This is a genomic window from Streptomyces sp. NPDC034103, from assembly GCF_055575395.1.
Map to the genome: position 1 here is coordinate 227,612 of NZ_JBVISS010000002.1, position 26,502 is coordinate 254,113.

A 26,502-nucleotide genomic window follows, 5' to 3' on the forward strand; every position below is an offset into this window, starting at 1 on the left:
ACCGCTGGGGCCGACGGCCCTTTAGGTTCCCCGGTGGCGGTTCTTCCGTGTTCCACGGCAACCGCCGCTGTCTGTCGGACCGTTGTCACATGGAGGCCTGCGATTTTCGGAAAACTGGCGAGGGCGGCGGCTTCGGCCGTCGCGGTGGCGGGGGCACTGCTGGCCGTGACCGCCGGACCCGCATCGGCGACGCACACCGACTACGGATGCCCGTACGGAGCCGTGTGCATCTACAACACCGAGAACCCCAACTCGGGTATCCAGAGCGGCGGTGTCTACTGGGCGTACGGCCCGCACAACCTCAGCAATCAGTACGGCTACCACTACGTGATGAACAACCAGTACGACGACGCCTGGGTGGAGCTGTGCACCGGCTACAACGGCACGGGCCGGGGAACGACGATCATCTCCGCGGGCTGGGGGTTCGCCCAGAACCTGTCCCCGATCAACTCGATCGCGCTGGGCACCGGCGAGACCTACCCGTGCAGCCCTCCGTGACTCGAACTCAGCCGCCGGCAACGGGGCCTGATGTGACGTCAGGCCCCGACGCGAGGGGCGGCGCGGGCCGCTGTCCGAGCGCGAGCATCGCCTCCGCGACCTCGTCGACCGCCGTGGCGGGGAGCGCGGTGGCGGCCTCGTCGAGGACGAGCAGCCGGGCCCCGGGGATCTCGCGTGCGAGCGCCTCGCCGTTGCCGACGGGGAAGAACGGGTCGCGACGGCCGTGGACGACGAGCGTGGGGACGTCGATCTCCGGCAGGCGCTCGCGCCAGCGGGGTGTGCAGTCGAGCCTGGCGAAGACCATGCCCAGCTGGTTGGCCATCTGGACCGGGGGCGCGGTGCCGGGTGTGCGGTCCCAGACACGTGTGGCGAGGGCGTGCGCGGCGGCGGGGTCGTCGCCGCGGATCTGCGCACCGGCGGCGACGAACTCCGCGACCGCCGCACGGTCGGTCCAGTCGGGCATCGCCCGCGCGAAGAGCTGTCTCATCGTGGCCCCGTCATGGTCCGGGAGGTCGGTGTCGACCGGCCCGGGGGCGATCGCGCGGGTGCCGGCCAGGGTGAGGGCGGAGAAGGTGCCCGGATGGTCGAGCACCGCGACCTGGGCGACCATCCCGCCGACGCCGGTCCCCGCCAGGTGCGCGGGCGCGCCGCCGAGCACCTCGGCAAGGGCCGCCGCGTCGTCGGCGAGGTCGCGCAGGGTGTACGCGGGCGCTTCCGGGTCCGCCGTCGTCGACTCCCCGCTGTCGCGCAGGTCGTAGCGCACCACACGGCGTCCACCGGCGGCGAGGCGCTCGCACAGCGCGTCCGGCCAGGACAGCATCGTCGTCCCGCCGACGAGCAGGACGAGCGGCGCGTCGTCGTCACCGAACGACTCGATGCCCAGGGCGATTCCGTTGGCGTGGACAGTGGTCATCGGATCACGTCGTAGGTGAGGTGTGTCGCGGTCGAGGTCGCGATCACGTCGCGCTGCACCAGCGTGCGCGGCGCTCCGCCGGTGAACAGGGGTGTCCCGGCGCCCAGTACGACGGGTGCCAGGTGCACGATCAGCATGTCGACCAGCCCTGCCTCCAGTGCCGAGGCGATCGTGGCGCCGCCGCCCATGAGGACGACGTCGAGGTCCTCGCCGCGGTCCGAGGACGCCGCCTCGGCTCGCTCGCGTGCGGCGGCGACGGCGTCGGGCAGGCCGGTGGTGACGAAGGTCCAGTCGAGGTTGGTGGTCCGCACCGACTGCGGCGCCGAACTCGTCACGACGACGAACGCGGGCCTGCCGACCTCGCCGGCGCCGTAGCCGGTGGTGTCGTCCCAGCCCTTCGGTCCGTCGACCACGTCGAAGAGGCGGCGCCCGAGGACGACGGCGCCCGAGCGGGCGGTCGCCTCGCGCAGGATCCGGCGGTCGTCGGGGTCGGCGGAGAACGCCCACGTGTGCAGGGCCTCGCCGCCGGTGCCCAGGCCGCTGTCCGGGCCGGGGTCGGGCCCGGTGACGAAGCCGTCCAGAGAGACCGAGATGTCAGCGATGATGCGCGTCATACCAGGGCAGACCCGGCCCGCGAGCAGAACTCATCGCTTGCGGGTGAGGAGCCTGCGGGGGAGGAGAGCGATTCATCGGATCCGCGGGCAACCCTCCGCGGCCCGGACGGGTGGTTAGGGGCAACGCACAGACAAGTCGGTGAGAGCGGGGGAACGAGAGTGGGATCCACAGCACGAGGGAGAACGGCGGCCATGGCCGCCGTGGTGGCCGGGGTACTGGTCACCGGGGCGGTCGCAGGGGGAGGCCAGTCGGCGGGCGCCGCGGACGGCGGAGGACTCGACGGGGCGAAGGCCTCGACGACGGCGAAGCCGCCCGCGACGGTCACGCTGATCACCGGGGACCGAGTGAGCGTCGATTCCGACGGCCAGGTGGTGTCGGTCGACCGCGGCGAGGGGCGGGAGGGGATCGGGATCTCGGTACGGCGTGCGGCCGGCCACACCTACGTCGTCCCGCAGGACGCCCTGCGTCTGGTCGCCGACGGGGTGCTGGACCGCAGGCTCTTCGATGTCGCGGGGCTCGTGAAGGACGGCCACGACGACGGGCGCCGCTCCACGCTGCCGCTGATCGTCGGCTACCGCCAGGACGGCGCGGGGACGACGACGGCCCTCGGCGCCGCCCGCGATCCGTTCGCGAGCGTCGTCGTCCGGGAGCGCCGCCCCTTGCCGGCGGTCGGCGGCGAGGCCTTCAAGGCGCCCAAGTCCGGCGCCGCGGCGCTGTGGGCGGCCGTGACCGCCCATGCCCCGGCCCGTACGGTGAACGGGGCGACCGCCTCCACGCGGTCCGTCGCCCACGTCTGGCTGGACGCGAGGGTCCGGGCCTCCCTTGCCGAGAGCGTCCCGCAGATCGGCGCACCCACGATGTGGCGGTCCGGCTACACCGGCAAGGGTGTCAAGGTGGCGGTCCTGGACACGGGGGTGGACCAGACCCACCCGGACCTCAAGGGTGTCGAGATCGTTCAGAAGAACTTCTCCGAGGCCCCGGACACCAAGGACCGCTTCGGGCACGGAACGCACGTGGCGTCCATCCTCGCCGGCAGCGGCGCGAAGTCGGGCGGCCGTCTCAAGGGCGTGGCGCCCGACGTGCAATTGCTGGACGGCAAGGTCCTGGCCGACCACGGGTTCGGAGACACCTCGGGCATCGTCGCCGGCATGCAGTGGGCCGTCGACCAGGGCGCGAAGATCGTCAACATGAGCCTGGGTTCCCCCGACACCCCGGGTGTCGACCCGATGGAGGCGGCCGTCGCCCGGCTGTCCTCCAAGGCGCTGTTCGTGGTGGCCGCCGGGAACGAGGGCGACAAGCCCAGCACGCTCGGGACGCCCGGCAGCGCCCCCGCGGCGCTCACCGTCGGTGCCGTGGACAAGCAGGACCAGATCGCCGACTTCTCCAGCCGGGGTCCGACCCTCGACGGCAGGCCCAAGCCGGACATCACCGGCCCCGGCGTCGACATCACCGCCGCCCTGACGACACAGCGCGCGGAGCCCTCGGACGAGGGGTACTGGGCGCAGTCCGGAACGTCGATGGCCGCTCCCCACGTCGCCGGTGCCGCCGCGCTCGTGCTCCAGCAGCACCCGGGTCTCAGCGGAGCCCGGCTGAAGGCGCTGCTGACGGGTTCGGCCAAGCCCAACCCCAACCTGAACGCCTATCAGCAGGGCGCGGGCCGGGTGGATCTGGAGCGGGCCGCCACCGCCGCGGTGGTCTCCGAGCCGGGCTCGGTGGGCTTCGGCCTGCAGTCCTGGCCGCACGCGGACGACAAGCCGGTCGCCAAGACCCTCACCTACCGCAACCTCGGCACCCAGGCCGTCACCCTGAAGCTCACCACCGCCGCGGTCGGCCCCTCCGGCGCCCCGGCCCCGGCGGGCATGTTCACCCTCAAGGACGCCCAGCTCACCGTGCCGGCGGGCGGCACCGCGAAGACCACCGTCACCGCCGACACCAGCAGGGGCACCGTCGACGGCGTCTTCGGCGGCACCGTACTGGCGTCGGGCGACGGCCAGCAGGTACGCACCGGCCTCGCCGTCGAGCGCGAGGTGGAGTCGTACGACGTGACGGTGAAGCATCTCGACGCCGCCGGGACGGCCCCGGCCGGCTACACGACGGTGATCAACCGCGCCGACGGTGAGGGCGGGTACGTCGAGCTTCCCGCGCGCGCGGACGGCAAGGTGGTCCAGCGGCTGCGCAAGGGGACCTACCAGGTGGACAGCATGGTCCTGGGCGAGGACAACACCCTGGGCTTCTTCGTCCAGCCGGTGCTGAAGCTGACCGGGAACGTCACGGTCACCCTGGACACCCGCAAGGCGAAGCCGTTCGCGGTGAAGGCCCCGGACCGGGCCGCGAAGATCGTCTCCTCCGTCGTCGGGTACTACGACGAGACGGTCGGCGTGAGCAACGTCTGGTCCACGATCGGAGTGCCGCAGATCCGCACCGCTTCCCTCGGCCCGGCGTCCGACGCGATGCGCGCCCAGTTCCACGGCGTGTGGAAGAACCCCGGCACGGCCGGCAAGAACGTCGACCACCGGCTCGCCTTCCACCGCAAGGGCAGCTTCTTCACCGGTCTGAACCGCACCGTCACCCGCGCCGAGGTCGCCGAGGTGAAGCTCGGTTTCGGCGCGTCCGTCACCGACGCCAAGGGGCGGGTGGACATCAGGCCCCTGGACGAGCGCGGAAGCGGCTTCGACATCGAGGAGGCGCGGGCACAGAAACTGCCGCAGTCGACCACGCACTACCTCAGCACGGAGGGCGTGCGCTGGTCCTGGACGGCCGCGCAGCTCAACGCCCGCAACGAGGAACGCATGGTCTTCACCAAGCAGAAAGTGACCTACAAGCCGGGCTCCAGCCAGACGCTGAGGTTCAACACCGGTGTGGTCGGTCCCGACCTGGCGGCGAAGAGCCCGGACGGGAAGGGCGCCGAGCGGACCGGTGACTACATCAGCGCCAGGATCCCGCTGTTCAACGACGGCAGCGGCAACACCGGGTCGTCGGTCGTCACCGGCGGTTTCGCCCGGCTGGAATCCGGCGGGCAGATTCTCGGGGAGGGCCCGGCCACGGAATGGCTCAGCGCCCAAGTCCCCGCCGCCAGCGCCGCGTACCGTCTGACGGTCCAGGCGAGCCGCGCCGCCGCGGACACCTCCACCAGTACGAAGGTGACCGGGGTGTGGACGTTCACCTCGGCCCGCCCGACGTCGGACGTCGCGACCTGGCTGCCGCTGTCGACGGTGCGGTTCGCGCCGAAGCTCAGCCTGCGCGGCACCGCTCCCGTGGGCAGCACGCTCAAGGTGCCGCTGAAGCTCAGCGGCCCGGCCGCCGCGACCGGTCAGGTCGCCGCGCTGAGCGTGAACGTCTCCTACGACGGCGGCCGGACCTGGAAGCCGCTCACCGTGACGACCGACGCGCAGGGCGCGCGCTCGGTGAGCGTGAAGCCTCCGGCGAGCGCCAAGGCCGTGTCCCTGCGGGGGGACCTGAAGGACAGGGCCGGCAACACCGTCCGCGAGACGATCACGAACGCCTACCGGCTCACTCGGTGAGCTGACCCCACGAGGGTGACTGCCACCCGGCGCCGGTAAGCGCATCGGCCTCTCCCTGGAGGGCCGAAGCGCTTACCGGCGCCGGGCTCGCTTCCAAGTCCTGGGCTGCGGCTGTGCGGGTGATGGCGACCGCGCACGCTCGGGCGGAGTGGCGAGGTCCCTCGTCCAGGCCCAGGGTGAGGGAGTGGATGTCGATCAGGTCGCCGGAGAGCTGTACGCGCTGAGGCCGCAGGAGTTCGTCGCGGCGCGGGACGCACGGGTCGCCGAGGCCCGGCGCGCCAAGGACATGGCGGCGGCGCGCAGGATCGGCGCACTGCGGCGGCCGACGACGGCGGCGTGGGCCTCGAACCTGTTCGTGCGCGAGCGCCCCGAGGAGGCCGAGCGGCTGCTCGCGCTGGGACAGACGCTGCGGGAGGCACACCGCACGCTGGACGCCGGGCAGTTCCGGGAGGCCAGCCGGCAACAGAACCAGATGATCACCGCGTTGGCCCGGGAGGCCGCCACCCTCGCCCAGCAGGCCGGGCCGGCGCTGACCGAGTCGGTACGCCACGAGGTCGAGCAGATCCTGCACAGTGCCCTCGCCGACCCCGCGGTCGCACAGGAGTGGGCCGCGGGCCGGCTGACCAAGGCACCCGACGCCACGGTCGGCTTCACCGCCGTCACCCCCGACACCGTTCCCACCCGACGGCCGGCCCCCGAACCCCGGCCCCCGAAGAAGCCCCCGGCGAAACGCCCGAACCGCCAGGACGCCGCCCGCCGCAAGCAGCTGGACGCCGCCCGGCGGGCCGCGCAGGACGCCGCCGCGGAGGCGGCCCGCAGCGAGAAGGAACAATCCAGGGCCGAACAGGCCCAGGAGTCCGCCGCCGCCCGAGCCGAGAAGGCCGGGGCCCGGGTGAGGGAGCTGGAGGAGCAACTGCGGCAGGCCCGCGAGGACGAACGTGAGGCACGCGCCGCCGCGAGCTCGGCCCGCGACGCGGCACAGCGGACCCGCCGCACCGCCACGACCGCCCGACGCACCGCCGCCCGCGCCGCCGAGAAGCTGGCGGAACTCGGCGAAGCCACGCAAGGGAAGTAGCGCAGGGCGGAGGATTGTTCTGCGGCCGTCCGGCGTCGGCTTCACAGGGGCGGCGGGGTCAGTGCGCCGAGGTCCGGCAGGCGGTGTGGGTGGTAGGTCGACAGGGCCGCGCCGGTGAGCCACCAGCCGCGGTGGACCAGGGCCCGGCACAGGGGTTCGTCGAGTTGGTCGAAGACGGTCGGTACGAGGGACAGGTCGCGGCCGTCGTAGGCACGGTGTTCGGGAAAGGCGTCCCGCCACATGGCCAGGGGCCCGGTGCCCTGGTCGGGGAAGTCCGTGGCCAGGGCCATCAGGACGCCTCGGCGGGAGCCGGGGGGCACGGGCTCGCCGGGGCCGGCGCTGTGACCGCGCTGGAAGCGCTCGACCATCAACCGCGTGCGCAGCGCCGTGCTTTGGCGGTACAGCAGGGAGTTGGCGCGGGCCAGGTCCCGGACGATCGGCAGGCCGCCGTACGCTCCCGGTCGCAGCAGCCCGCCGGAGTTGAGGACGAGCAGGAAGACATCGCGGTAGCGCTCGCTGTCGAGGGCTTCCGAGCCGGTGTTGTCGTAGACGCCGCCGTCGAGGAGGGCGGGCGCGTCCGTGGCGCAGGGAAAGTCCGCGCGGTGAAGGACCAGGGGCGGGAAGGCGCCGGGTACCGCGGCCGAGGCGGCGGCCGCGACGCTGAGCCTCAGACCGGTTCGGGCCGTCGGGGCCAGACCGATGGTGTAGTCGCCGTAGACGTCACGTTCGAAGGTGAAGCGGGCGCCCGTCGTGAGGTTGGCGGCGTTCAGGATCCACCGGACCTGCGGGTCGAGATCCGCCAGCTCGATGCCGTCGAAGAACCACTCGTCCAGGCGCCGGGCAAGGAGTTCGGTGCGCGTCGAGGACCCCACGGTCCGCCACAGGCCGCGTAGGAGTGCCTTCTTGAGCGAGCGGGAGCTGATCTTCCTGATCGTCGGGTCGGTGAGCAGTTCGTCGACCGCCGCCGGGGTGAAGCCCCTCCGTCTCAGGGCGGGCCACCGGGCGGCCAGCAGGCCGTTGGCGATCGAACCCCCGGACACCGACGACGCGTAGCGCAGCTCGGGCAGCATCCCGGCGTCGGCGACGAAGCGCAGGACGCCCAGTGCGGAGAGCGTCGCCCGGAAGCCGCCTCCGGAGAGTGCGACGGCGACCGGGGCGTCGGCCGGGGGCGGCGGGGCGGGGCGCAGGGTGTCACCGCAGGGCCGCGCGCGCAGGCCGGTGCCGCCGGCGGGGGAGTCCACGGCCCAGCGGCTGTCGGCATGACGGGAGCGGGTCATGGCTGCTCGCCGACCTCTATGACCTCGGCGAGGTCCGCGGGCGGGCGGACCCTGACCGTGAAGCGCCGGTGGTGGTGGAGATCCGCGAGGGTGTCCTCGGCGAAGTCGATCCGGTTCGTCAGATGGATGGTGTACTCGTCTTCGCGGTCGCGTGACTCGACCAGCATGCGCAGGGTGTCCTCGCTGGGGTGATGGTGTTTCACCCCGTCGGCCGAGATGACGTAGTGGTCGGCGTGGACATGGTCGAAGAAGTCGCTCTTCACGTTGCGGTCGCTGCCGTGATGGGGCAGTTTCAGCAGGTCGACGTGGAGCGGGCCGGCGCCGTCCAGCAGTCCGGTGTCGCGCAGCCCGGCCAGGATGCGGTCGCCTCTGGCGTCGCCGGTGAGCAGTGCGGTGCGTCCGCGGTGCCTCAGCAGCAGGACGATGCTGGAGAGATTCGGTATGGAACCGTCCGTGTAGGACGAGGTGATGACGCCGGGGTCCTGGAGCCGGCGCGCCGTCAGCCAGCGGTCGGCCAGTTCCTCCAGCGCCGTCTCGTCCGGGGCGACCACGGTGACGTGCAGCTGGTCCAGGGTCGCCGCCCCGCCTGTGAGGAGCGGCCCGTCGAAGAGGGGATTGCCGTCCAGCCCCAGTGCGGCCGCCGCGTCCCGGATGGCCCGTCCCTGGTTGTAACTGGCCCGGACGGCGCCGCTCTCGGCGCTCGCGCGGTCGACGAGCTCCCGCGTCGAGGCACTCAGCCCCTCCTCCTCGTGGTCCACCAGTTCCTCCACCGCGTTGAACCAGACCTTCCGTACGGCGAAGGGATCGGCTTCCTGGTCGTCCCTGGCGTGCTGTATCCGGCGGAGCAGCTTGAGGACGCCGACCGCGTGGTCGTCGTCGACGTGGGACAGGCAGACGACGTCGATCCGCGGGACGCCCCGGGCGTCCGCCGGCAGCTGTGACAGGCGCTCGCGCAGGGACGTCTCGTACACCTGGCTCGGCCCGCCGTCGACGAGCATGACCCTCTCGTTCGCCCCCCACCGGACCAGGAAGGAATCGCCGTGCCGGGCGTTGAGGAAGTCGAAGGTGAACATGGACCGCTCCTTCGGGGGCTCGGCGCTCTCAGACGGACTGCATCGCGCGCAGGACGTCGACCAGGCCGGATCCCTGGTAGTGCCGTTCCCGGCCCAGATCCGTCGCCGTCGCGCACAGGATCTGCTTGATCCGTTCCGGGCGCCCGATCAGTTCCCGGTTGCGGGCCAGCAGCATCGCGGCGGCCCCGCTGACGTGCGCCGCCGCCTGACTGGTGCCGTGCAGCGCGGCGATGCCCTGATCGGGCACGGGCCCGTCGATGTCCTCGCCCGGCGCCAGCAGGTCCGGCTTGGGCCGGCCGTCGCCGGTGGGGCCGCGGCTGGAGAAATAGCTGACCCCGTGGCGGTGCGGGTTGGTGCGATGGGTGGAGCCGACCGTGATGACGGACTCCGCGTTGCCGGGGTCGGAGATGCTCGCACCGCGGTAGTCCCGCCCCAACGTGCGTACGGCTCCGGCGTACCCGGAGTTCCCGGCCGCGGCGACGACCACGACCCCCGACCGGACCAGACGGTCGCACTCGATGCACACCGGGGTCCATCCGGTGGAGTGGCTGGCCACGTCGTGCGGCACCGACAGGCTGATGTTGACCCCGGCGATGACGAACCGTCCCGCCTGTTCGTTGATGTACCGGATGGCCTGCAGGGCCGTCACGATGGAGAACTCGTCCCCCGTTCCCTCGTCGCCGAGGACCCGGAAGTCGTACAGCTGGATCCTCGGGCAGATGCCGCGGAACTCCTCCTCGGGACGCGGCCACCAGCCGCCGATGATCCCGGCGATGTGCGTGCCGTGCGGATCGAGCGGGGTGGTGTACCGCTGATGGCGCGGGACCTCGGCAGGCTGTGTGGTGGCCGGCGCCGCGGCGAGGTCGATCTCCGCGTACGGCAGGGCCTTGGGCCAGTCGATCCGGCCGTCGTTGAGGGCGTCGAGGGACAGGGTCCTGCGCACACCCACGAAATTGAAGGCGCGGGGGATGCGCGAATGGCGCGGCACCGGCTGCGGTGTGGCCGTGGTGTCCCAGTCGTAGAAGGCCGGGTGCCGTGCGTCGATGCCGCTGTCCACCACGGCCCAGCCTATGGAACTGCAGTTCACCGAGAAGACCTGCTCTGCGGCGTCGGCCTTGATGGTGGCCCGGGACCGTACGACCGCGGAGGAGGCCTGCCGGTTGGCGGTCACGGACAGGATGGGATACCGCTGCCTGCGGTCGAGGACGCCGTGCGCGGCCGGATCCGCGGGGGGATCGGTGTCGGACGGTTCCAGGTGGACGCCGATCAGCATCTCGGCGATCTCCGCGCTGACCTCGGGGTCCGACGACGGTCTGTCGCGCAGCGCCGGGCTCGACTCCGTGACGATCGCGCTCAGCAGCCTGAGGAACCACCTCTGGTGGCGGGTGCGCTCCTGCCGTCGCGCGGAGTTGTCGTGGACGTCACTGGCCCGCTCGGGAACGCCGCCCGGCTGCGCCGCGGCCGGAGGGTCGTCGCGCAGCGCGTCCTCGATGCCGGCGCCGCCCTGCCGCTGCGCCAGGTCGTGCGCATCGCGAAGGACGCGGTTGAGATTGGTCTTCGGCAGCACGGTCTGGACGAGCTCGCGCAGGGTCAGCTTCGCCGCGATGAAGCTGCCCGACGCGATCGGCTGGCAGTCGTCCGTCATGCGCAGGTTCCTGAAGCGCTGGAGGATCTGCTGGACGCCGTACTCCTCGTTGATCGCGAGGATCAGGTCCTCCCGCGGCTGCGCCGCGTCCTCGGGGAAACGAGCGAGGGCCAGCAGGGCGTCGAACCGTACGGGGCAGTCCGTCGCCCAGGGGACGGGCCGGGGGCCCTTGCCGTAGAAGAGTTCCTCGAGTCTGTTCCGGTCCATCTGGTCCTCACCCTGGCTCCAGGTGCCGGTGCGGATGCTGATGAAGCGCTCTCGCCCTCAGTGTGGGGTGCGGGACTGGGGCTGCACAGGGCAGAAGGACCCACACCCGGCGGGGCAGTGCTACCCCGTCCAGGGGACCGTGGGGATGATGTCGTGGGTCAGGGCGAAGCGGGTGAGATCCGCCCGGCGTCGGGAGCCGATCTTGTCCCGGAGGCGGTCCAGATGGGAGTGCACGGTGTGCTCGCTGATGCCCAGCCGGAGCGCGATGGCGTGGTCGGTCTCACCGTGGGCGACCAGCTCCAGGATCTGGCGTTCACGGTCCGTGACATGACACGACGGCTCTGTGTCCGGTCGCACGGCGAGTTCCGCGGAGATGTACGAGCAGCCGTCGGCGACGAGCCGGATCGCGGCCAGCAGCTCGCCCTCGTCGGCGTGACGGTCGAGACAGCCACGGGCACCGGCACGCAGCGCGGGCAGCACGCGGCCGTCCCGCGCGGAGGCGAAGACCAGGACCTCGATGCCCCCGGCGGCCAGATGCCCCACCGCCTCCGCCAGGCAGACCGGCGGCAGCTGGAGGTCCACGAGCGCGATGTCCCCCTGGCGCAGCCTGTGCGCGGCCTCGTCGGCGGACCGGGTGGCGAGCGCGAGCGCGAGGTCGTCGGCGCCTTCGACGACATGCGCCACGCCGGTGCGGAACAGCGGACAGTCGCCCACGACGGCGACACGCCTGGCCTCCGCACTCATCGGCACCTCACGTCCACCCGGGCCGGCGCCCCGGGCCGCGCGGGCACGGGCTGACAGCTCCAGCGTTGTGGGTCCAGTGTTGTGGGCCCGCGGCGGTCCGGCACGCCGAGGCGTGGCACGCGGGTGTGCGCGGACCGTCGGGGGCATCGGGGCGAGCAGGGCGGGGTCGATGCGGCAGGCCCGCGGGGGCGCGCACCAGGGTGGGGGTGCCGCCCTCCCGGCTGACGACTTGAAGAGCGGGGTCCGTGCGGCGCAGCGGGCCCAGGGGCCGGGGCACCAGGAGGCGCATCACGACACGGCCGGCCGGCGTGAGCCGCACGCCCTCTCCGGCGCACCCGACCGCGTTTCACCAGCGGCACCGGACGCGATTTTCGTCGCGCCCAGGCCGGCAGGTCGAGAAAGCGGCGGCGGTTCCGTCCCAGGGGTATCAGCAACCGGAGCGGACACCGCGATCAAGAAGGAGCACCCCGTGGCGATTCAGCGGATGGACAACGTAGGCATCGTCGTCGACGACCTGGAGGCCGCCGTCGCCTTCTTCACCGAGCTCGGTATGGAGCTGGAGGGCGAGGCGCGGATCGAGGGGATCGTCGCGGACCGGATGGTCGGCCTCGACGGGGTCCGCAGCGCCATCGCGATGATGCGTACGCCGGACGGGCACGGCAAGCTGGAGCTGACGAAGTTCCACAGCCCCGCGGCGATCACCGCCGGACCGCCCGCCCCGGCACCCCACACTCTGGGCCTGCACCGCGTCATGTTCGCCGTCGACGACATCGACGACACGATCGCCCGACTGCGCCGACACGGCGCCGAACTCCTGGGCGAGGTGGCGCAGTACGAGAACGCCTACCGACTGTGCAACCTCCGCGGCCCGTCGGGAATCATCGTCGCTCTGGCCGAACGGATCGGCTAGGCGCGGGTGATCGACGTCATCGTCGGGCGCCGGGCGTCGGGCCGTCGCGACATGGGGTAGAGTTGATCACGAGCTGGTCGCCGCAACTCACGTCGCCCGGTGCTGCGTTGGTGGTCCAAGGAAAGACGCCCCGCTTCCTGCGGGGAGATGCAGGTGCAAGGCCTGCCCGGCGCTCCATATGGGGCCTGTCCGCAAGCGGACAGGCCCCGTTCCTTTGCCCGCACGCGCGGACAGGGTCTGGCCTCCCTCGAAGTGCCTTCGCGCCGCGTCGTCCTTGGTCAACCCGCTCCGGCCGCACCGGAGATCGACGACCCAAGGTCAGCGCAGGGTCTGGGTGACGTACAGGGCTCCCAGGGCTGAGGCGGACGTGCCGAGCATGAGGCGCAGGGTTCGTTCCGGCAGGCGGGGTTGGAGGCGGGCGCCGAGATAGCCGCCGAGCAGTCCGCCGGTGCCGCAGGCGAGCCCGAGCCACCAGTCGGGGGCGACGTCCGCGGAACTCACCAGGGACAGCAGCGCGTAGGCGGCCGCGCCGACCAGGGACGTGACGAACGTGGCGGACAGCGCGGCCGGGGCGACCCGCGCGACCGGCAGACCGCGTCCGGCGAGGATCGGACCGAGAAGGGAGCCGCCGCCGATGCCGTACGTGCCGCCGATCACTCCGACCACCAGGGCGAGGCAGGTGAGAGTGCGTGGGGGCAACTCACCCGCAGGCAGGCGTCCCTCGTGCCGTGCCGGGGTGAGGGCGCGCAGGCAGAGCCACAGGCCGAGCGGGAGCAGCAGGACGGCGATGAGGAGGCGGAAGACGTCCGGGCCGGGGAGGGCGAAGACGCGCAGGGCGGCGCCGATGACGACGCCGGGAAGCGTGCCCAGCACGAGGCGGCGTGCGAGGTCCCCCCGCAGGGCGCCTGCGCGGCGGTAGCGCCACAGGGCGCCCGGACCCGCGACGACGTTGAACAGCAGGTTGGTGGGGGTCACCGCCGGACTGGGCACACCGAAGACGCTCAGCTGGACGGGGAGGAGGAACACGGCGCCGGACACGCCGACGGGCGCCGTCACGGTCGCGATCAGCAGACCGGCGGCCAGTCCTTGCGGCAACGTCCAGTCCACCAGTGCCCCCGTTTCGCCCGCACGGCCAGTATCAGCGGCTCGGCCTTCGCGATGAGGGGCTGCAACAGGATGTTCATGAGCGGCGGGGAGGCCGGAACGGGGATTCGGCGCCCGGGCCCGGTGACGCGGTGCATGACGAACCGGGCACCCCGGCGAACCGTCGGCGGATCAGCGTCCGCGCCTTGAGCGCTCCGGTCGGCCGGACTGGCCTGCCGGAGCGCTCAAGGGGGAGGGGCGGTGCGGTCGCGCGCCTCCGGTCAGCCGTTGGCGAGGAGTTCGAGCGTGTCGATCACGCGGTTGGAGAAGCCCCACTCGTTGTCGTACCAGGCGACCACCTTGACGTGGCGGCCGTCGACGCGGGTCAGGGCCGAGTCGAAGATCGACGAGGCGGGGTTGCCCACGATGTCGGAGGAGACCAGCGGGTCCTCCGAGTACTCCAGGACACCGGCGAGCGGGCCCTCCGCGGCGGCACGGTAGGCGGCGAGCACGTCCTCGCGGGTCACGTCCCGGGCGACGGTCGTGTTGAGCTCGACGATCGAACCGACCGGCACCGGGACGCGGATCGAGTCGCCCGACAGCTTGCCGTCGAGATTCGGCAGCACCAGGCCGATCGCCTTGGCGGCACCGGTCGTGGTCGGCACGATGTTGACGCCGGCGGCCCGGGCGCGACGGGCGTCGCGGTGGGGGCCGTCCTGCAGGTTCTGCTCCTGGGTGTAGGCGTGCACCGTCGTCATGAACCCGTGCTCGATGCCGGCCAGGTCGTCGAGCACCTTGGCCAGCGGCGCGAGCGCGTTGGTGGTGCAGGAGGCGTTGGAGACGATCGTGTGCAGCTCGGCGTCGTAGGTGTCGGAGTTGACTCCGTACGCGAGCGTGACGTCGGCGCCGTCCGACGGCGCACTGACGAGCACCTTGCGGGCACCCGCGTCGAGGTGGGCGCGGGCGGCCTTGGCCGAGGTGAAGCGGCCGGTGGCCTCCAGGACGATGTCGACGCCGAGCTCGGCCCACGGCAGCTGCGCCGGTTCGCGTTCGGCCAGCACGGTGATCCGACGGCCGTCGACGACAAGGGTGTTGCCGTCGACGGTGACGGGGCGACCGAGGCGGCCGGCCGTGCTGTCGAAGGCGAGCAGCCGGGCGAGCGCGGCGGGCTCGGTGAGGTCGTTGACGGCGACGATCTCGAGGGCGCTGTCGCGCTCCAGGAGCGCGCGCAGCACGTTGCGTCCGATGCGGCCGAAACCGTTGATGGCGATGCGAGTCATGAGTGAGGTCCCTTCCCTTCGCCACCCCAGCCTCGCGCGCGGCGCGTCCCGCTGACAGTGGCGAGATCGCCACGGTTCAAAAGGATCTCGCCACCACCGTTGCCACAGCCGCCTCCGCTGCCGTCCTCGTGCTACTCACCCCGCGTGAAGGTGCGCCGGTACTCGCTCGGTGTGGTGCCCAGGATGCGCTGGAAGTGCAGGCGGAGATTCGCCCCGGTGCCGAGGCCCACGTCGTCGGCGATCTGTTCCACGCTGCGCTCGGAGCGTTCGAGCAGTTCACGGGCCAGGTCGATGCGGGCGCGCATCACCCACTGCATCGGCGTGTAGCCGGTCTCCTCGACGAAGCGCCGGGAGAACGTGCGCGCGGAGACCCCGGCCTGCCGGGCCAGGATGTCGAGGGTGAGCGGCTCGCCGAGCCGGTGCAGCGCCCACTCGCGGGTGGTGCCGAAGCGCTCGCCGAGCGGTTCGGGGACGCTGCGCGGCACGTACTGGGCCTGGCCGCCGCTGCGGTAGGGGGCCGCCACCAGACGGCGGGCCGCGTGGTTGGAGGCGGCCACGCCGAGGTCGCCCCGCAGGATGTGCAGGCACAGGTCGATGCCGGAGGCGGCGCCGGCGGAGGTGAGCACGCTGCCCTCGTCGACGAACAGCACGTTCTCGTCGACCTGGACGAGCGGATGGCGGGCCATGAGCGCGCGTGTGTAGTGCCAGTGCGTCGTGGCGCGTCTGCCGTCGAGCAGGCCGGTGGCGGCGAGCGCGAAGGCGCCCGTGGAGATGGCGGCGAGCCGTGCGCCCCGGGCGTGGGCGGCGATCAGCGCGTCGACGACGGGGGGCGGCGGGTCCTCGCGGTCGGGGTGCCGATAGCCGGGGACGAAGACGATGTCGGCCCACGCCAGGGTGTCGAGGCCATGGGCGACGGCGTACGACAGACCGTCGCCGCCGGTCACCAGCCCCGGTGCCGCCCCGCACACCCGCACCTCGTACGGCATGCTCGCGCGGGTCGTGAAGACCTGTGCGGGGATTCCGACGTCGAGCGGCTTCGCCCCTTCGAGCACGAGGACGGCGACGCGATGCAGGGGCGTGGCTGACATGGGAAGAGGCTACGTCGGGTCCTCGACGATCCCTGACTGCCCGTCACCGCCCCGCCGGGGAGGACGCCTCGGTGTCTGAAGGCCTCGGCGAAGAGGCTACGTCGGGTCCTCGACGATCCCTGACCGCCCGTCACCGCGCCGCCGGGGAGCATGCCTCGGTGTCTGAAGCCCCGGTGAAGGGGCCGGTTCCACGCGGCTGAGTCTGTGGCGCGCCTTCCGCCGGGGGATGCCCCCCGGTGTGTCCTGCGGCTGCCCCCACCCGCGAAGCGGCGGCCAGCCCGAGTGACCCCGCCGGGGCGCGTGCCTAGCGTTGTGGCGCATGGCTTCCTCCCGCATCACCTCGACGCTGCGCAGACGGACCGGCGTGGCGGCCCTGCTCGCCGCCCTGGTCGTGCCTGTCGCTCCGGCCGCCGCACAGCCGTCCCCGGCTCGGCAACACGCCGACTGCGGACCGCACGACGAACTGCGCCGGGCACTACGGACCCTCACGGAACGCGACCGGATCACCGGGGCCGCCGTCCTGGTCACCGACACCGCCCCCGGTGCCCCCTGTCCGACCCGGACCGCGACCGCCGGGACGGCCGACCTCGGCACCGGGCGCCCCATGAACACCACCGACCGATTACGCGCGGGCAGCGTCACCAAGACCTTCACCGCGACGGTCGTGCTCCAACTCGCCGCCGAGCACCGCATCGCGCTCGACGCCCCCGTGGAGCGCTACCTGCCCGGACTGATCCGGCGCGGCGGCTACGACGGCCGCCGGATCACCGTACGGCAGCTGCTGCGGCACACCAGCGGGCTGCCCGACTACCTCGACGCGCCCGAGTGGGAGCACTTCGAAGCCCTCCGATACCGGCACTTCGAGCCGCGCGAACTCGTCGCCCGCGCCCTGGACCTTCCGCGCCCTAAGGAGGCATGGCACTACGCCACCACCAACTACCTGCTCGCGGGCCTGATCATCCGCGAGGTCACCGGCCACTCACCGGAGGCGGAGATCACCCGCCGCGTGATCCGGCCCCTGCAGCTGCGAGACACGTACTGGCCCGGGGACGACCCCCGCATCCACGGCCCGCACTCACGCAGCTACTTCACCGCCGAGGACGGCCGCCTCGCCGACGGCACCGAGTGGAACACGACCTTCGGCGGCGTCGGCGGCGCCCTGGTCTCCACGCCCGCCGACCTGACCCGGTTCGTCACCGCGCTGTTCGGCGGCAGTCTGCTGCCGCCCGCCCAACTGGCCGACATGCGGCGGACGGTGGCCGCCGACCCCGAACGGCTGTGGCCCGGCGCCCGCTACGGGCTCGGCCTGATCGCCTCCCCGCTGCGCTGCGGCGGGCTGTGGTGGGGCCACGCCGGGACCGTACCCGGAGGCCATCGCGCGCTGGCCGCCATGGGCCCCGGCGGGCGGAGCGTCGCGGTCGCACTCAACAAGGTGCCGGACACGCTCCAGAGCGAACAGGACTTCCTGGAGCTGGTCCAGACCGCCCTGTGCGAAGGGCGGCCTTCCGAAGGAACGGAACCGACAGAAGGGGAACGCCAGTGATCCGCTCAGCCCGTTCGCAGCAGGGCACTTCGAGGACGGCGAGGAAAACCGCGCTGGGCCTGGCCGCCACGGCACTCGCACTTACCGCGCTGCCCGCCACGGCCCTTCCGGCCCAAGCGGCCTCCGACCCGCTCGCGCGCTATCACCACCAGCGCCTCGCCTGGAAAAGCTGCGTGCTCGGCTCGGACGACGCGACCGGCAAGGAGTTGGAACAGGCCGGCGCCCGATGCGCCGACGTGACCGTGCCGTTGGACTACGGCGATCCGGGCGGCCGTACGATCACCGTCGCGATCTCCCGGATCCGCGCCACCGACACCGGTCACCGCGTCGGTCCGCTGTTGCTGAACGGCGGTGGCCCCGGCGGGCAGACGCTCGGTGACCCGCCGTGGGTGCGCCAGGCGATGCAGGACGTCGGAGCGCGCTATGACGTCGTGGGCGTGGATCCCCGCTTCGTGGGCCGCAGCACCCCGCTGGACTGCAAGTGGCCGACCGGCTCCGCGTTCCGCGGTGCGGGCGTCGACCGCGCCGGGTTCGACCGCGTGGCGGCGTTCTCCGAGGACCTCGCCCGGCGCTGCCGACAGCACGCGGGGGACGTGCTGCCGTACGTCACGACCCGCAACACCGCGCGGGACATGGACGTCATCCGCGCCGCGCTCGGCGAGCGGCGGATCTCCTACCTGGGCTACTCGTACGGAAGTTACCTCGGCGAGGTGTACGCCACGATGTTCCCCTCCCGTACGGACCGGGTGGTCCTGGACGGTGTCATAGACCCGGACCGGTACGGTCCCCGGCTGCTGCGGGGCACCGAGAAGGCCAACCGCCACGCCCTGCGGGACTGGGCCTCGTGGGCCGCCGCCCGTGACGCGACCTATGGCCTGGGCCGTACCCGAGGAGCGGTTCTGGCGGTCGTGGACCGGGTCCAGGCGGCCGCCGCCCGCTCACCACTGCGGATCGGAGAACACCGGGTGGACGAGCACAGCGTCCCCCTCGTCGTCCTCAACGGCCTCTCGCAGGACAACGACACCGCCTACGGTGAGTTCGCGCAGGGCGTGCGGGACATGCTGCGGGCGGCGGGCGGGCGACAGGTCACCCCGTCACCGTGGCTCGCCGGGGCTCTCTCGTTCATGCTGACGGGTGCCGACTCGCACTACGGCAGCGTCCAGACGGCGATCCTCTGCGGTGACGTCGCCGCGCCGCGGGATCGGGAGGTCTACTGGCGCGACATACAGCACGCCCGCGCCCGGGACGCGCTGTTCGGCCCCGTCGCCCACAACCTGAACCCCTGCGCCTTCTGGGACCGGCCCCGCGAGCGCCCGACCACCGTCAGGGACGACCTGCCCGCCCTGCTCGTCAACGCCACCGGGGACCCGCGCAGCACCTACGAGGGCGCCACCGCGATGCGCCGTGCGTGGCCCTCGTCCCGTCTGGTCACCCTGCGCGGCGCCGACCAGCACGCGGTGTACGGCGTGTTCGGCAGCCCCTGCGTCGACGCCACGGTCAACACCTACCTCGCCACCGGCCGCCTCCCGGCGAGGGACGTCACGTGTGAGGCGCGCGACCGGTGAGCGCGTAGGGGCGGAAAGGTCTCCGGAGCATGGGCATCGGCCCGTCATCATCCGGTTTCCCGCCCCCGCCCGACGGTGGCCGGGCCCCTGCGGGCCGGCCACCGTCGATGCGTACCGCTCGCCTACGGGGCCATCTCGTACGCGCCGGCCAGTGCCTCGACCCGCTGCCAGACGCGTTCCGTGCGTGCCGTGTCGACGACCGGCCGGCGGACCGAGCCCAGGGCCCACTCCTGCTGCCGTTCGGTCGCGGAGTCCTTGCCGTGGAGTTCGACGGCGTGGCCGGAGAAGTCGCGTACGAGGACGGCGAAGAGTTCGTCGAGGACGTCCTCGTCGAGTCCGGTGAGGGCGGCCTGCTCCAGGACGAGCTGGCCGTGCACGACGAGTGCGAAGAGCTGGCCTATGGACAGGACGAGGTCGAGGTCGCGGCTCTGGTCCGCGTCGGGCCCGGCGGTGGCGACGAACTCGCAGAGCGCGTCGGCCTGTTCGCGCAGCCGGGCGACGTTGGGAAGGTGGGCGTACGTGTCGAAGGCCGGGCGCCAGTCGTGGAAGCGCACGGAGCCGAGGCCGCGGGCGGGGCCCTGGCGGAACAGGAAGTCGTCGTCGGCCGCGTCGAGTCGGGTGGGCACGCTCGGGTAGTCGGCCGGGTCGAGGAGGTGGTTGCGCATGAACTTGAGGATCAGCGCCAGGTTGACGTGGACGGTGCCCTCCAGCTTCGGCAGGCTGCGGATCTCGATGGCGGCCTGGGCGAAGTAGTTGTCCTTCTCGAAGCCCTTGGCGGCGATCACGTCCCACATCAGGTCGATGACCTTCTCGCCCTCCGTGGTCACCTTCATCTTCGTCATCGGGTTGAACAGCAGGTAGCGGCGGTCCTCGGGGCCGGCGGAACGGAAGTAGTCGACGGCGCGGTCACTGAACAGCTTCATGCCGACGAGCCGGACGTAGGCGTCGGTCAACTCGCGACGCACGTGCGGGAAGGCGGTGACGGGGCGGCCGTACAGGACGCGGTGGTGGGCGTGGGTGACGGCCTCGTACATCGCGTGCTCGCAGATGCCGATCGAGGCGGTGCACAGGTTGAACTTGCCGACGTTGACCGTGTTGAGGGCGGCGTCGAAGGCGGCCCGGCCGGTGTGCAGGACGTCCTCGGCCGTGACGGGGTAGTCCGCCAGGCGGAACTCGCTGACGAACTTGGAGGAGTCGACGACGTTCTTGACCAGGTGGTAGTTCGGGTGGCGGCTGTCGGCGGCGAAGAACACATAACCGTCGGGGCCCTCGACATCGGTGCGGCGGCCGAAGACGGAGACGAGTCCGGCGGCGTTGCCGTTGCCGATGTAGTACTTGGAGCCGGTGGCGCGGAAACCGCCGTCGCCGTCGGGCTCGAGGAGCATGTCGGTGGAGTAGATGTCGGCGCCGTGGGCCTTCTCGGACAGGCCGAACGCGAACACCTCTCCCTGGGCGAGGAGTTCCGCGGCGCGGGCGCGGGCGGCGGCGTTCTCGCTCTGCCAGACCGGGCCGAGACCGAGGATGGTGACCTGCCAGGCGTACCAGTAGTCCAGGCCGTAGAAGCCGAGGATCTCGTTGAGGGCGGCGATGCGGGCGGTGTCCCAGCGCTTGTCCGGCTCTTCCGGTCCGGCGGCGGCGGTCGGCGTCAGGAAGGTGGCGAAGAGGTTCTCCTTCGCGGCGAAGCCGAGGAAGTCCCCGAGCCAGGCGCGCGTGCGGTAGTCCTCGATCAGCTGTCGCTTGCCGCGCTCCTCGAACCAGTCGACGGTGGCACGCAGCAGGCGGCGTGTCTCGGGGTCGAAGTGCGCGGGGTCGTACGTGCGCGGGTTGAAGAGCAGCTGGTCAGCCATGGTGAGGGTCTCTTTCGACAGACGGGCGGACGGGAATCGTGGAACCGGGTATGGGGGAGTCGGGTGGGGCGGCGGTCAGTGGCTCGGGCCGAAACGGGCCAGCGTGGTGAGCACGTCGTCCAGCCAGCCGATCATCATGCGCTCGTAGGCGATGCCGCCGCGCAGGACGACGTGCTGGAGCTCTCGCTCCGGGTCGAGCGGTGCCTTCGCGGCGGCCGCGCTCGCCTCGGGCCCGGTGAAGTCCCGCTCCTCGCCCACGAGATAGTGCTTCAGCCGCTCCTGGTGCGCCTGCCGGTGCCGCTCCACCTCGCGCACGAGTGCGGCGGGGTCGTCGAAGGCGGCGCCCCGGATCTTCACCGCCAGGTCGTGGCGGACGCTTTCCGGCTCGATCGGGTCGTGCAGCCAGGAGGACAGCGCGGCGCGGCCGAGGTCGGCGACGGAGTACTCCTTCTTGTCCGGCCGGCCTTGCTGCGGGACGTCCCGGACGTCGACCCAGCCGTCGTTCTCCATGCGCTTGAGCACGCGGTAGATCTGCTGGTGGGTGGCGGTCCAGAAGTAGCCGATGGACCGCTCGAAACGGCGGGCCAGCTCGTAGCCGGAGCCCGGCTTCTCCAGGAGCGACACCAAGATCGCGTGTTCGAGCGCCATGACACCGATCGTGCTATGCAACTCGTTGCATAGCAAGTCCCACCCGCCTCGATGCGACGTGGGTCACCCCGGAGCGCGGAGCGGGCGACCTCCCCACGGGCACCGCCCGGCACCGGCGCGAGTCCCGGCCGACCACGAAACGTTGCGCTGACTGTCGACGGACGAGCCGTTGTTGGACATTCTTTCAACAACGACGTCCCGAGTAACGCGAGGGACAGCTGCATCCGGGGTGGTGATGGGTGTGAACGACGACACGCGGGGCGCCTTTCCGGTCCGCACCGTCGGTGTGGCCGGGCTCGGCTCACCGGGGGCACGCGCCCTGCCACCCGCGCCCCGCGCGACCATCGCGCCGCGTGCCTGCGACGCGGCGTCCCGACGGGCCCTGGCGCATGGTCAGGAGCAGTTGCGCGACGGCCCCGTGGCGGATGCCTGCTCGGCGCTGCTCCGTGCCGCCGCCGGGCTGCGTGAGACGGACCCTCCGGCGGCACGCCGCGCCCTGCTGGCAGCGGCGTCGGCGGCCTGGGCTGCCGGTGACCAGGACAGCTACCGGCGCGTCTTCGCGGTGGGTCCCTGCCACGTCTGCGGGGCCGACCACACGTCCACACTGTGCGCCCCGGGATGTCCCGAGGCCGGCTGGAGAGGCCACTGGATCGGCATGAGCGCGGTGGTCCAGGGGGACTTCCCCCGCGCCGTCACGGTCCTGGAACCCCGGCTGCGGCAGGTCACGACCCGCGCGGACACCGAGGAGCTCTGCGAGGCCGGAAGCGTGGCCCTCCTCCTGGGCAGGCTGCCCCTCGCGCGCCGGCTTCTCAGCCTCGCCCTGGCGTCCGCGCGCTCGGCGGGAGCGGAGACGGCGGTCCCGGGCATCCTCGCGCACCTCGCCTGCGCCGAGCTGCGGGAGGGCCGGCACCCCCAGGCCCGCGCCCACGCCGAGGAGGGGCTGGTGCTGGCGCGGAGATTCGGTCAGCGCAACGTCGCCGCCGAACTGTCGGCCGTACGCGCGCTCGTGGTGTCGATGGCGGGTGACCTGCCCACGGTCCGCGCCCAGGTGGCGGAGGTCATGGCGGTGGCGCAGCCGCACGGGCTGGCCCAGGCCGCGTTTCTCGCCGCGTGGGCGCAAGCGCGTGCGGAACTGGGGGCGGGCAAGGTCGAGCGGGCGGCCGCCCGGCTGGCCCCGCTGGTCCAACCCGGCGCCCGGCAGGGCCATTTCGGGCTGTGGTTCCTGGCCGTGCCCTGCTTCGTCGAGGCCTGCGTCCTGTCCGACCAGGCCCTCGACGCGACCGGGATGGTCGACCTGTTCGCCGTCTGGGCGGATCTCGGCGCCGACCCGCAGGCACCGGCGCAGCTGGCGCGGTGCCGCGCACTCCTGGCGTCCGCGGACCGCAGCGAGGAGCTCTACCGTGCCGCGCTCGCCCACCACGAGCGGGCGTCCGGGCCGTACGAGCACGCGCGCACCCACCTGGCCTTCGGCATGTGGCTACGGCGTCGACGGCGGCCCACCGAGGCACGTACCCAGTTGCGCGCCGCGCTGATGGGCTTCGAGCACTGCGGCGCCGGGCTCTGGGCCAAGCGGGCGGGCGCGGAGCTCCGGGCGGCCGGCGAGGTGACCGGAGCGGGGGAGACGGGGCTGTTGTCCTCGCTCACACCGCAACAGGTGCGCATCGCCCGGGACGTGGCGCACGGCGCGACGAACAAGGAGATCGCCGCGGAACTGTCCATCAGCATCCGCACCGTCGAGTACCACCTGCGCAACGTCTTCGCGCAGCTGGGCGTCCGCTCGCGCACCGGCCTCGCGCATCTGCTGGCGAACGTCGACACGGACGAGGACGAGGAGCAGGTCCGGGCCTGAGAGCAGCCGGCACCGAACTGAGGGCGTCGCGGGGCGCGTGGGTGCCCTGTGGCATGACTGGTGATTCCACGGATGACTGACTTTCGGTCGGCTTCTACGTTGTTCACCGCCGGATGACTCGTGTCACGCCGGGCGACCGCGCCCCTCCCGCGGCGGTCGCCGCCAGGCCCGCGGGCGCCGGAACCCTCACCCTCGAAGGAGCCGTGATGAGCGACGACCCTGAGACCTTCCGTCCCCCGAGCACCCCGCACCGCCACCACCGGCGCCGCCGTTTCGGGCGCCTCGCCTCCGGCGTCGCCACGGCCGCGGCGCTCGTCGGCCTGCTGACCTCGCAGACCGGGGGCGCCCAGGCGGCCGACAACCCGTACGAGCGGGGCCCGGCACCCACCCGGGCGAGCATCGAGGCCAGTCGGGGCCCCTACGCCGTGTCGCAGACCAGCGTGTCGCGCCTCGCGGCGAGCGGGTTCGGCGGCGGCACCATCTACTACCCGACGAGCACCGCCGACGGCACGTTCGGGGCCATCGCGGTGTCACCGGGCTTCACCGCCTACCAGTCCTCGATCGCCTGGCTCGGCCCGCGGCTCGCCTCCCAGGGCTTCGTCGTCTTCACGATCGACACCCTGACCACCTCCGACCAGCCGGACAGCCGAGGAACGCAGTTGCTGGCCGCGCTGGACTACCTGACCCAGCGCAGCACGGTCCGCGGCCGCATCGACGCCTCACGCCTCGGAGTGATGGGCCACTCCATGGGCGGCGGCGGCACCCTCGAAGCGGCCAAGTCCCGCCCCTCCCTCCAGGCCGCCATCCCCTTGACCGGCTGGAACCTGGACAAGACCTGGCCGGAGGTCAGGACACCCACCCTGGTCGTCGGCGCCGACGGTGACACCATCGCGCCCGTGGCCACGCACTCCGAGCCGTTCTACGCGAGCCTGCCGTCCACCACCGACCGCGCCTACATCGAACTGCGCGGCGCGACCCACTTCACCCCGAACTCCTCCGACACGACGATCGCCAAGTACAGCATTTCCTGGCTGAAGCGGTTCATCGACAACGACACCCGCTACGAGCAGTTCCTCTGCCCGCTCCCGGCCGTCAGTCTGTCGATCGCCGAGTCCCGCGGCAACTGCCCGCACACCTCCTGATCCCCGGCCCCCGGGCCCGTCACGCTGTCGCCGTCGCACGGTCGCTTCCCGGCCGAGCGGCGGCGACAGCGCCGTCATGCGCGCTGTCCGCGCGACACCACGGGGTCAGGGCGCCCCACGAGGTGATCTACGGCCCCAAGCGGGCACCCGCACAGGTGGCCCGTCTCCGCCGGTCAGGTGACGGGGTCCGCCTGCGCGGCGGGCCGGACCGCGCTCGACGGCGGGGTGGGCACGATGCTCGACCAGGTCAGCGCCGACCTGCGCGGCACCTCGTCCCCCGACACCAGCCCACCCCGCACCAGAGGAACGCCATGACATCGACCAGCCCGTCCTCTCCCCGCGGCACCGCCCTCCTCGCCGACCCCCTGCTCAACAAGGGCACCGCCTTCAGCACCGAAGAGCGTGCCGAACTCGGCCTGGACGGCCTGCTGCCACCGGCCACGGAGACCCTGGAGGAGCAGGCGAACCGCGCGTACGAGGCACTCCTCGGGTACGACAAGCCGCTCAACCGGCACATCTACCTGCGGCAGTTGCAGGACACCAACGAGGTGCTCTTCTACGCCCTCCTCACCCGGCATCTGGAGGAGCTGCTGCCGATCGTCTACACCCCGACGGTCGGCGAGGCCTGCCGCCGCTTCAGCGAGATCTACCGCAGGCCGCGCGGACTGTTCCTCACCTACGAGGACCGGCACCGCTTCCGCGACATCCTGCGCAACCGGCCGGGCCGGGACGTGGACGTCATCGTCGTCACCGACGGCCAGCGCATCCTCGGCCTGGGCGACCAGGGGGTGGGCGGCATGGGCATCCCGATCGGCAAGCTCAGCCTCTACACCGCCATCGGCGGCATCCATCCGGCGCGCACCCTGCCGATCCTGCTGGACGTCGGCACCGACAACGAGGACCTGCTGGCCGGTGAGCACTACCTCGGCCGTCGCCGCCACCGGGTCACCGGCGCCGAGTACGACGAGATGATCGAGTCCTTCGTCGACGCCGTGCGGTCCGAACTCCCCGACACCCTGCTCCAGTGGGAGGACTTCGCCACCCCTCACGCCCGCCCGATCCTCACCCGCTACCAGGACGAGCTGCTCACCTTCAACGACGACATCCAGGGCACGGCCGCCGTGGCGCTCGGTGCGCTGACCACCGCCACCCGGGTCGCCGGAGCACGGCTGACCGACCACCGTGTCGTGGTCCTGGGCGCCGGATCGGCGGCGATCGGCGTCGCCGACATGATCCGCACGGCACTCGTCGGCGAAGGCCTCACCGAACAACAGGCCGCCGACCGCTTCTGGTTCGTCGACATCGACGGCCTGCTGGTGCGCTCCCGCACCGGGCTCACACCGGAGCAGCGGGTCTACGCCCGCGACGACGCGGAGGTACGTCCGTGGGGCGAGGGCGCCCACGACCTGGCCAGGGTCGTCGACGAGGTGAAGCCGACGGTGCTGATCGGGCTGTCCACGGCGCACGGCGCGTTCACCGAGCAGATCGTGCGGAGCATGGCCGAGAACGTCGACCGGCCGGTCATCCTGCCGCTGTCCAACCCGACCTCGCACGCCGAGGCCGACCCCGCCGACCTGGCTCGCTGGACCGACGGCAGGGCGCTCATCGCCGCCGGTTCGCCGTTCCCGCCCCTGAAGCTGGGCGAGCGTGAGGTGCCGGTCGCGCAGGCGAACAACGTGTACGTCTTCCCCGCCGTCGGTCTGGCCGTCACCGCGTGCCGGGCCACCCGGGTCACCGACCGGATGATGGTGGCGGCGGCCCGCGCCGTGGGGGAGTGCGCGGTGCGCGCCGGCGACGGCGACGCGACCCCGTTGCTGCCCCCGCTGGCCGGAATGCGGGACGCGGCCCGCGAGATCGCGCTGGCCGTGGCGAAGGCCGCGGTCGAGGACGGCGTCGCCCCCGAGGCGACGGAGGACGCACTCCGCGAGGCGATCGCACGGACCCAGTGGACCCCGCGCTACCCGTCCTGACACCGCCGC

20 protein-coding genes are annotated in these 26,502 nt (G+C 72.4%); 9 read left to right on the top strand and 11 right to left on the bottom strand.

Going from position 1 to position 26,502, the window contains the following annotated elements:
- The first annotated feature begins 165 nt into the window (after positions 1-165).
- Positions 166-498: a hypothetical protein gene (locus tag ACZ56U_RS04150; protein WP_469082476.1), complete on the top strand. Its 333-nt coding sequence runs from the start codon at positions 166-168 to the stop codon at positions 496-498.
- Between the two features lie 7 nt (positions 499-505).
- Here the strand turns inward: ACZ56U_RS04150 and ACZ56U_RS04155 are convergent, their stop codons facing one another.
- Positions 506-1,411 (bottom strand): alpha/beta fold hydrolase, encoded by a 906-nt coding sequence (locus ACZ56U_RS04155; protein WP_469082477.1) that lies wholly within the window; start codon positions 1,409-1,411, stop codon positions 506-508.
- On the bottom strand, positions 1,408-2,025 hold the full coding sequence (locus tag ACZ56U_RS04160) for a dihydrofolate reductase family protein (RefSeq protein WP_469082478.1): 618 nt from the start codon (positions 2,023-2,025) through the stop codon (positions 1,408-1,410). Before ACZ56U_RS04160 ends, ACZ56U_RS04155 begins: the two co-directional genes overlap by 4 nt.
- 192 nt (positions 2,026-2,217) lie before the next feature.
- Between ACZ56U_RS04160 and ACZ56U_RS04165 the strand changes: the two genes are divergently transcribed.
- Together ACZ56U_RS04165 and ACZ56U_RS04170 are read left to right on the top strand one after the other, a co-directional pair.
- The gene (locus ACZ56U_RS04165) at positions 2,218-5,547 is read left to right on the top strand and encodes a S8 family serine peptidase (protein WP_469082479.1); all 3,330 of its coding nucleotides are present in this window, start codon (positions 2,218-2,220) and stop codon (positions 5,545-5,547) included.
- 184 nt (positions 5,548-5,731) lie between these two features.
- Positions 5,732-6,622 (top strand): hypothetical protein, encoded by an 891-nt coding sequence (locus tag ACZ56U_RS04170; RefSeq protein WP_469082480.1) that lies wholly within the window; start codon positions 5,732-5,734, stop codon positions 6,620-6,622.
- Positions 6,623-6,663: 41 nt separating this feature from the next.
- Here ACZ56U_RS04170 and ACZ56U_RS04175 read toward each other — a convergent pair whose 3' ends face one another.
- The 4 genes from ACZ56U_RS04175 to ACZ56U_RS04190 all read right to left on the bottom strand — a co-directional run bounded on the left by ACZ56U_RS04175 (position 6,664) and on the right by ACZ56U_RS04190 (position 11,568).
- Positions 6,664-7,899: a patatin-like phospholipase family protein gene (locus tag ACZ56U_RS04175; RefSeq protein ID WP_469082481.1), complete on the bottom strand. Its 1,236-nt coding sequence runs from the start codon at positions 7,897-7,899 to the stop codon at positions 6,664-6,666.
- On the bottom strand, positions 7,896-8,972 hold the full coding sequence (locus ACZ56U_RS04180; protein ID WP_469082482.1) for a ComEC/Rec2 family competence protein: 1,077 nt from the start codon (positions 8,970-8,972) through the stop codon (positions 7,896-7,898). Before ACZ56U_RS04180 ends, ACZ56U_RS04175 begins: the two co-directional genes overlap by 4 nt.
- Positions 8,973-9,000: 28 nt before the next feature.
- Positions 9,001-10,824 carry a S8 family serine peptidase gene (locus ACZ56U_RS04185; protein WP_469082483.1) on the bottom strand — a complete coding sequence of 608 codons (1,824 nt, stop codon included), beginning with the start codon at positions 10,822-10,824 and terminating at the stop codon, positions 9,001-9,003.
- A 120-nt stretch (positions 10,825-10,944) separates the two neighbouring features.
- Complete coding sequence (locus ACZ56U_RS04190; RefSeq protein WP_469082484.1) at positions 10,945-11,568, bottom strand: LuxR C-terminal-related transcriptional regulator; 624 nt, start codon at positions 11,566-11,568, stop codon at positions 10,945-10,947.
- 469 nt (positions 11,569-12,037) lie between these two features.
- Between ACZ56U_RS04190 and ACZ56U_RS04195 the strand changes: the two genes are divergently transcribed.
- Entirely contained in the window at positions 12,038-12,478 is a 441-nt protein-coding gene (locus tag ACZ56U_RS04195) for a VOC family protein (RefSeq protein ID WP_469082485.1), read from the top strand.
- A 318-nt stretch (positions 12,479-12,796) separates the two neighbouring features.
- Here ACZ56U_RS04195 and ACZ56U_RS04200 read toward each other — a convergent pair whose 3' ends face one another.
- The 3 genes from ACZ56U_RS04200 to ACZ56U_RS04210 form a co-directional block, all read right to left on the bottom strand.
- Positions 12,797-13,585, bottom strand: coding sequence for a TSUP family transporter (locus ACZ56U_RS04200; protein ID WP_469082486.1), 789 nt, complete (start codon positions 13,583-13,585; stop codon positions 12,797-12,799).
- Positions 13,586-13,842: 257 nt separating this feature from the next.
- A complete protein-coding gene (gene gap / locus ACZ56U_RS04205; RefSeq protein WP_469082487.1) occupies positions 13,843-14,841 on the bottom strand; it encodes a type I glyceraldehyde-3-phosphate dehydrogenase in 999 nt (332 codons plus the stop codon).
- Between the two features lie 131 nt (positions 14,842-14,972).
- Positions 14,973-15,929 carry a GlxA family transcriptional regulator gene (locus tag ACZ56U_RS04210; protein ID WP_469082488.1) on the bottom strand — a complete coding sequence of 319 codons (957 nt, stop codon included), beginning with the start codon at positions 15,927-15,929 and terminating at the stop codon, positions 14,973-14,975.
- 319 nt (positions 15,930-16,248) lie between these two features.
- Here ACZ56U_RS04210 and ACZ56U_RS04215 point away from each other — a divergent pair, with 319 nt between their 5' ends.
- Both ACZ56U_RS04215 and ACZ56U_RS04220 read left to right on the top strand, forming a co-directional pair.
- On the top strand, positions 16,249-17,472 hold the full coding sequence (locus ACZ56U_RS04215) for a serine hydrolase domain-containing protein (protein ID WP_469082489.1): 1,224 nt from the start codon (positions 16,249-16,251) through the stop codon (positions 17,470-17,472).
- Positions 17,469-19,037 carry an alpha/beta hydrolase gene (locus ACZ56U_RS04220; RefSeq protein ID WP_469082490.1) on the top strand — a complete coding sequence of 523 codons (1,569 nt, stop codon included), beginning with the start codon at positions 17,469-17,471 and terminating at the stop codon, positions 19,035-19,037. Before ACZ56U_RS04215 ends, ACZ56U_RS04220 begins: the two co-directional genes overlap by 4 nt.
- Before the next feature lie 122 nt (positions 19,038-19,159).
- Here the strand turns inward: ACZ56U_RS04220 and ACZ56U_RS04225 are convergent, their stop codons facing one another.
- Both ACZ56U_RS04225 and ACZ56U_RS04230 read right to left on the bottom strand, forming a co-directional pair.
- On the bottom strand, positions 19,160-20,884 hold the full coding sequence (locus ACZ56U_RS04225; RefSeq protein WP_469082491.1) for an acyl-CoA dehydrogenase family protein: 1,725 nt from the start codon (positions 20,882-20,884) through the stop codon (positions 19,160-19,162).
- A 75-nt stretch (positions 20,885-20,959) separates the two neighbouring features.
- Positions 20,960-21,532: a PadR family transcriptional regulator gene (locus ACZ56U_RS04230; protein WP_469082492.1), complete on the bottom strand. Its 573-nt coding sequence runs from the start codon at positions 21,530-21,532 to the stop codon at positions 20,960-20,962.
- A gap of 241 nt (positions 21,533-21,773) precedes the next feature.
- Between ACZ56U_RS04230 and ACZ56U_RS04235 the strand changes: the two genes are divergently transcribed.
- The 3 genes from ACZ56U_RS04235 to ACZ56U_RS04245 all read left to right on the top strand — a co-directional run bounded on the left by ACZ56U_RS04235 (position 21,774) and on the right by ACZ56U_RS04245 (position 26,493).
- On the top strand, positions 21,774-23,381 hold the full coding sequence (locus ACZ56U_RS04235; protein ID WP_469082493.1) for a helix-turn-helix transcriptional regulator: 1,608 nt from the start codon (positions 21,774-21,776) through the stop codon (positions 23,379-23,381).
- A 206-nt stretch (positions 23,382-23,587) separates the two neighbouring features.
- The gene (bdeA, locus tag ACZ56U_RS04240) at positions 23,588-24,523 is read left to right on the top strand and encodes a bis(hydroxyethyl) terephthalate hydrolase (protein WP_469082494.1); all 936 of its coding nucleotides are present in this window, start codon (positions 23,588-23,590) and stop codon (positions 24,521-24,523) included.
- A 311-nt stretch (positions 24,524-24,834) separates the two neighbouring features.
- On the top strand, positions 24,835-26,493 hold the full coding sequence (locus ACZ56U_RS04245) for an NAD-dependent malic enzyme (RefSeq protein WP_469082495.1): 1,659 nt from the start codon (positions 24,835-24,837) through the stop codon (positions 26,491-26,493).
- Positions 26,494-26,502: the final 9 nt, after the last annotated feature.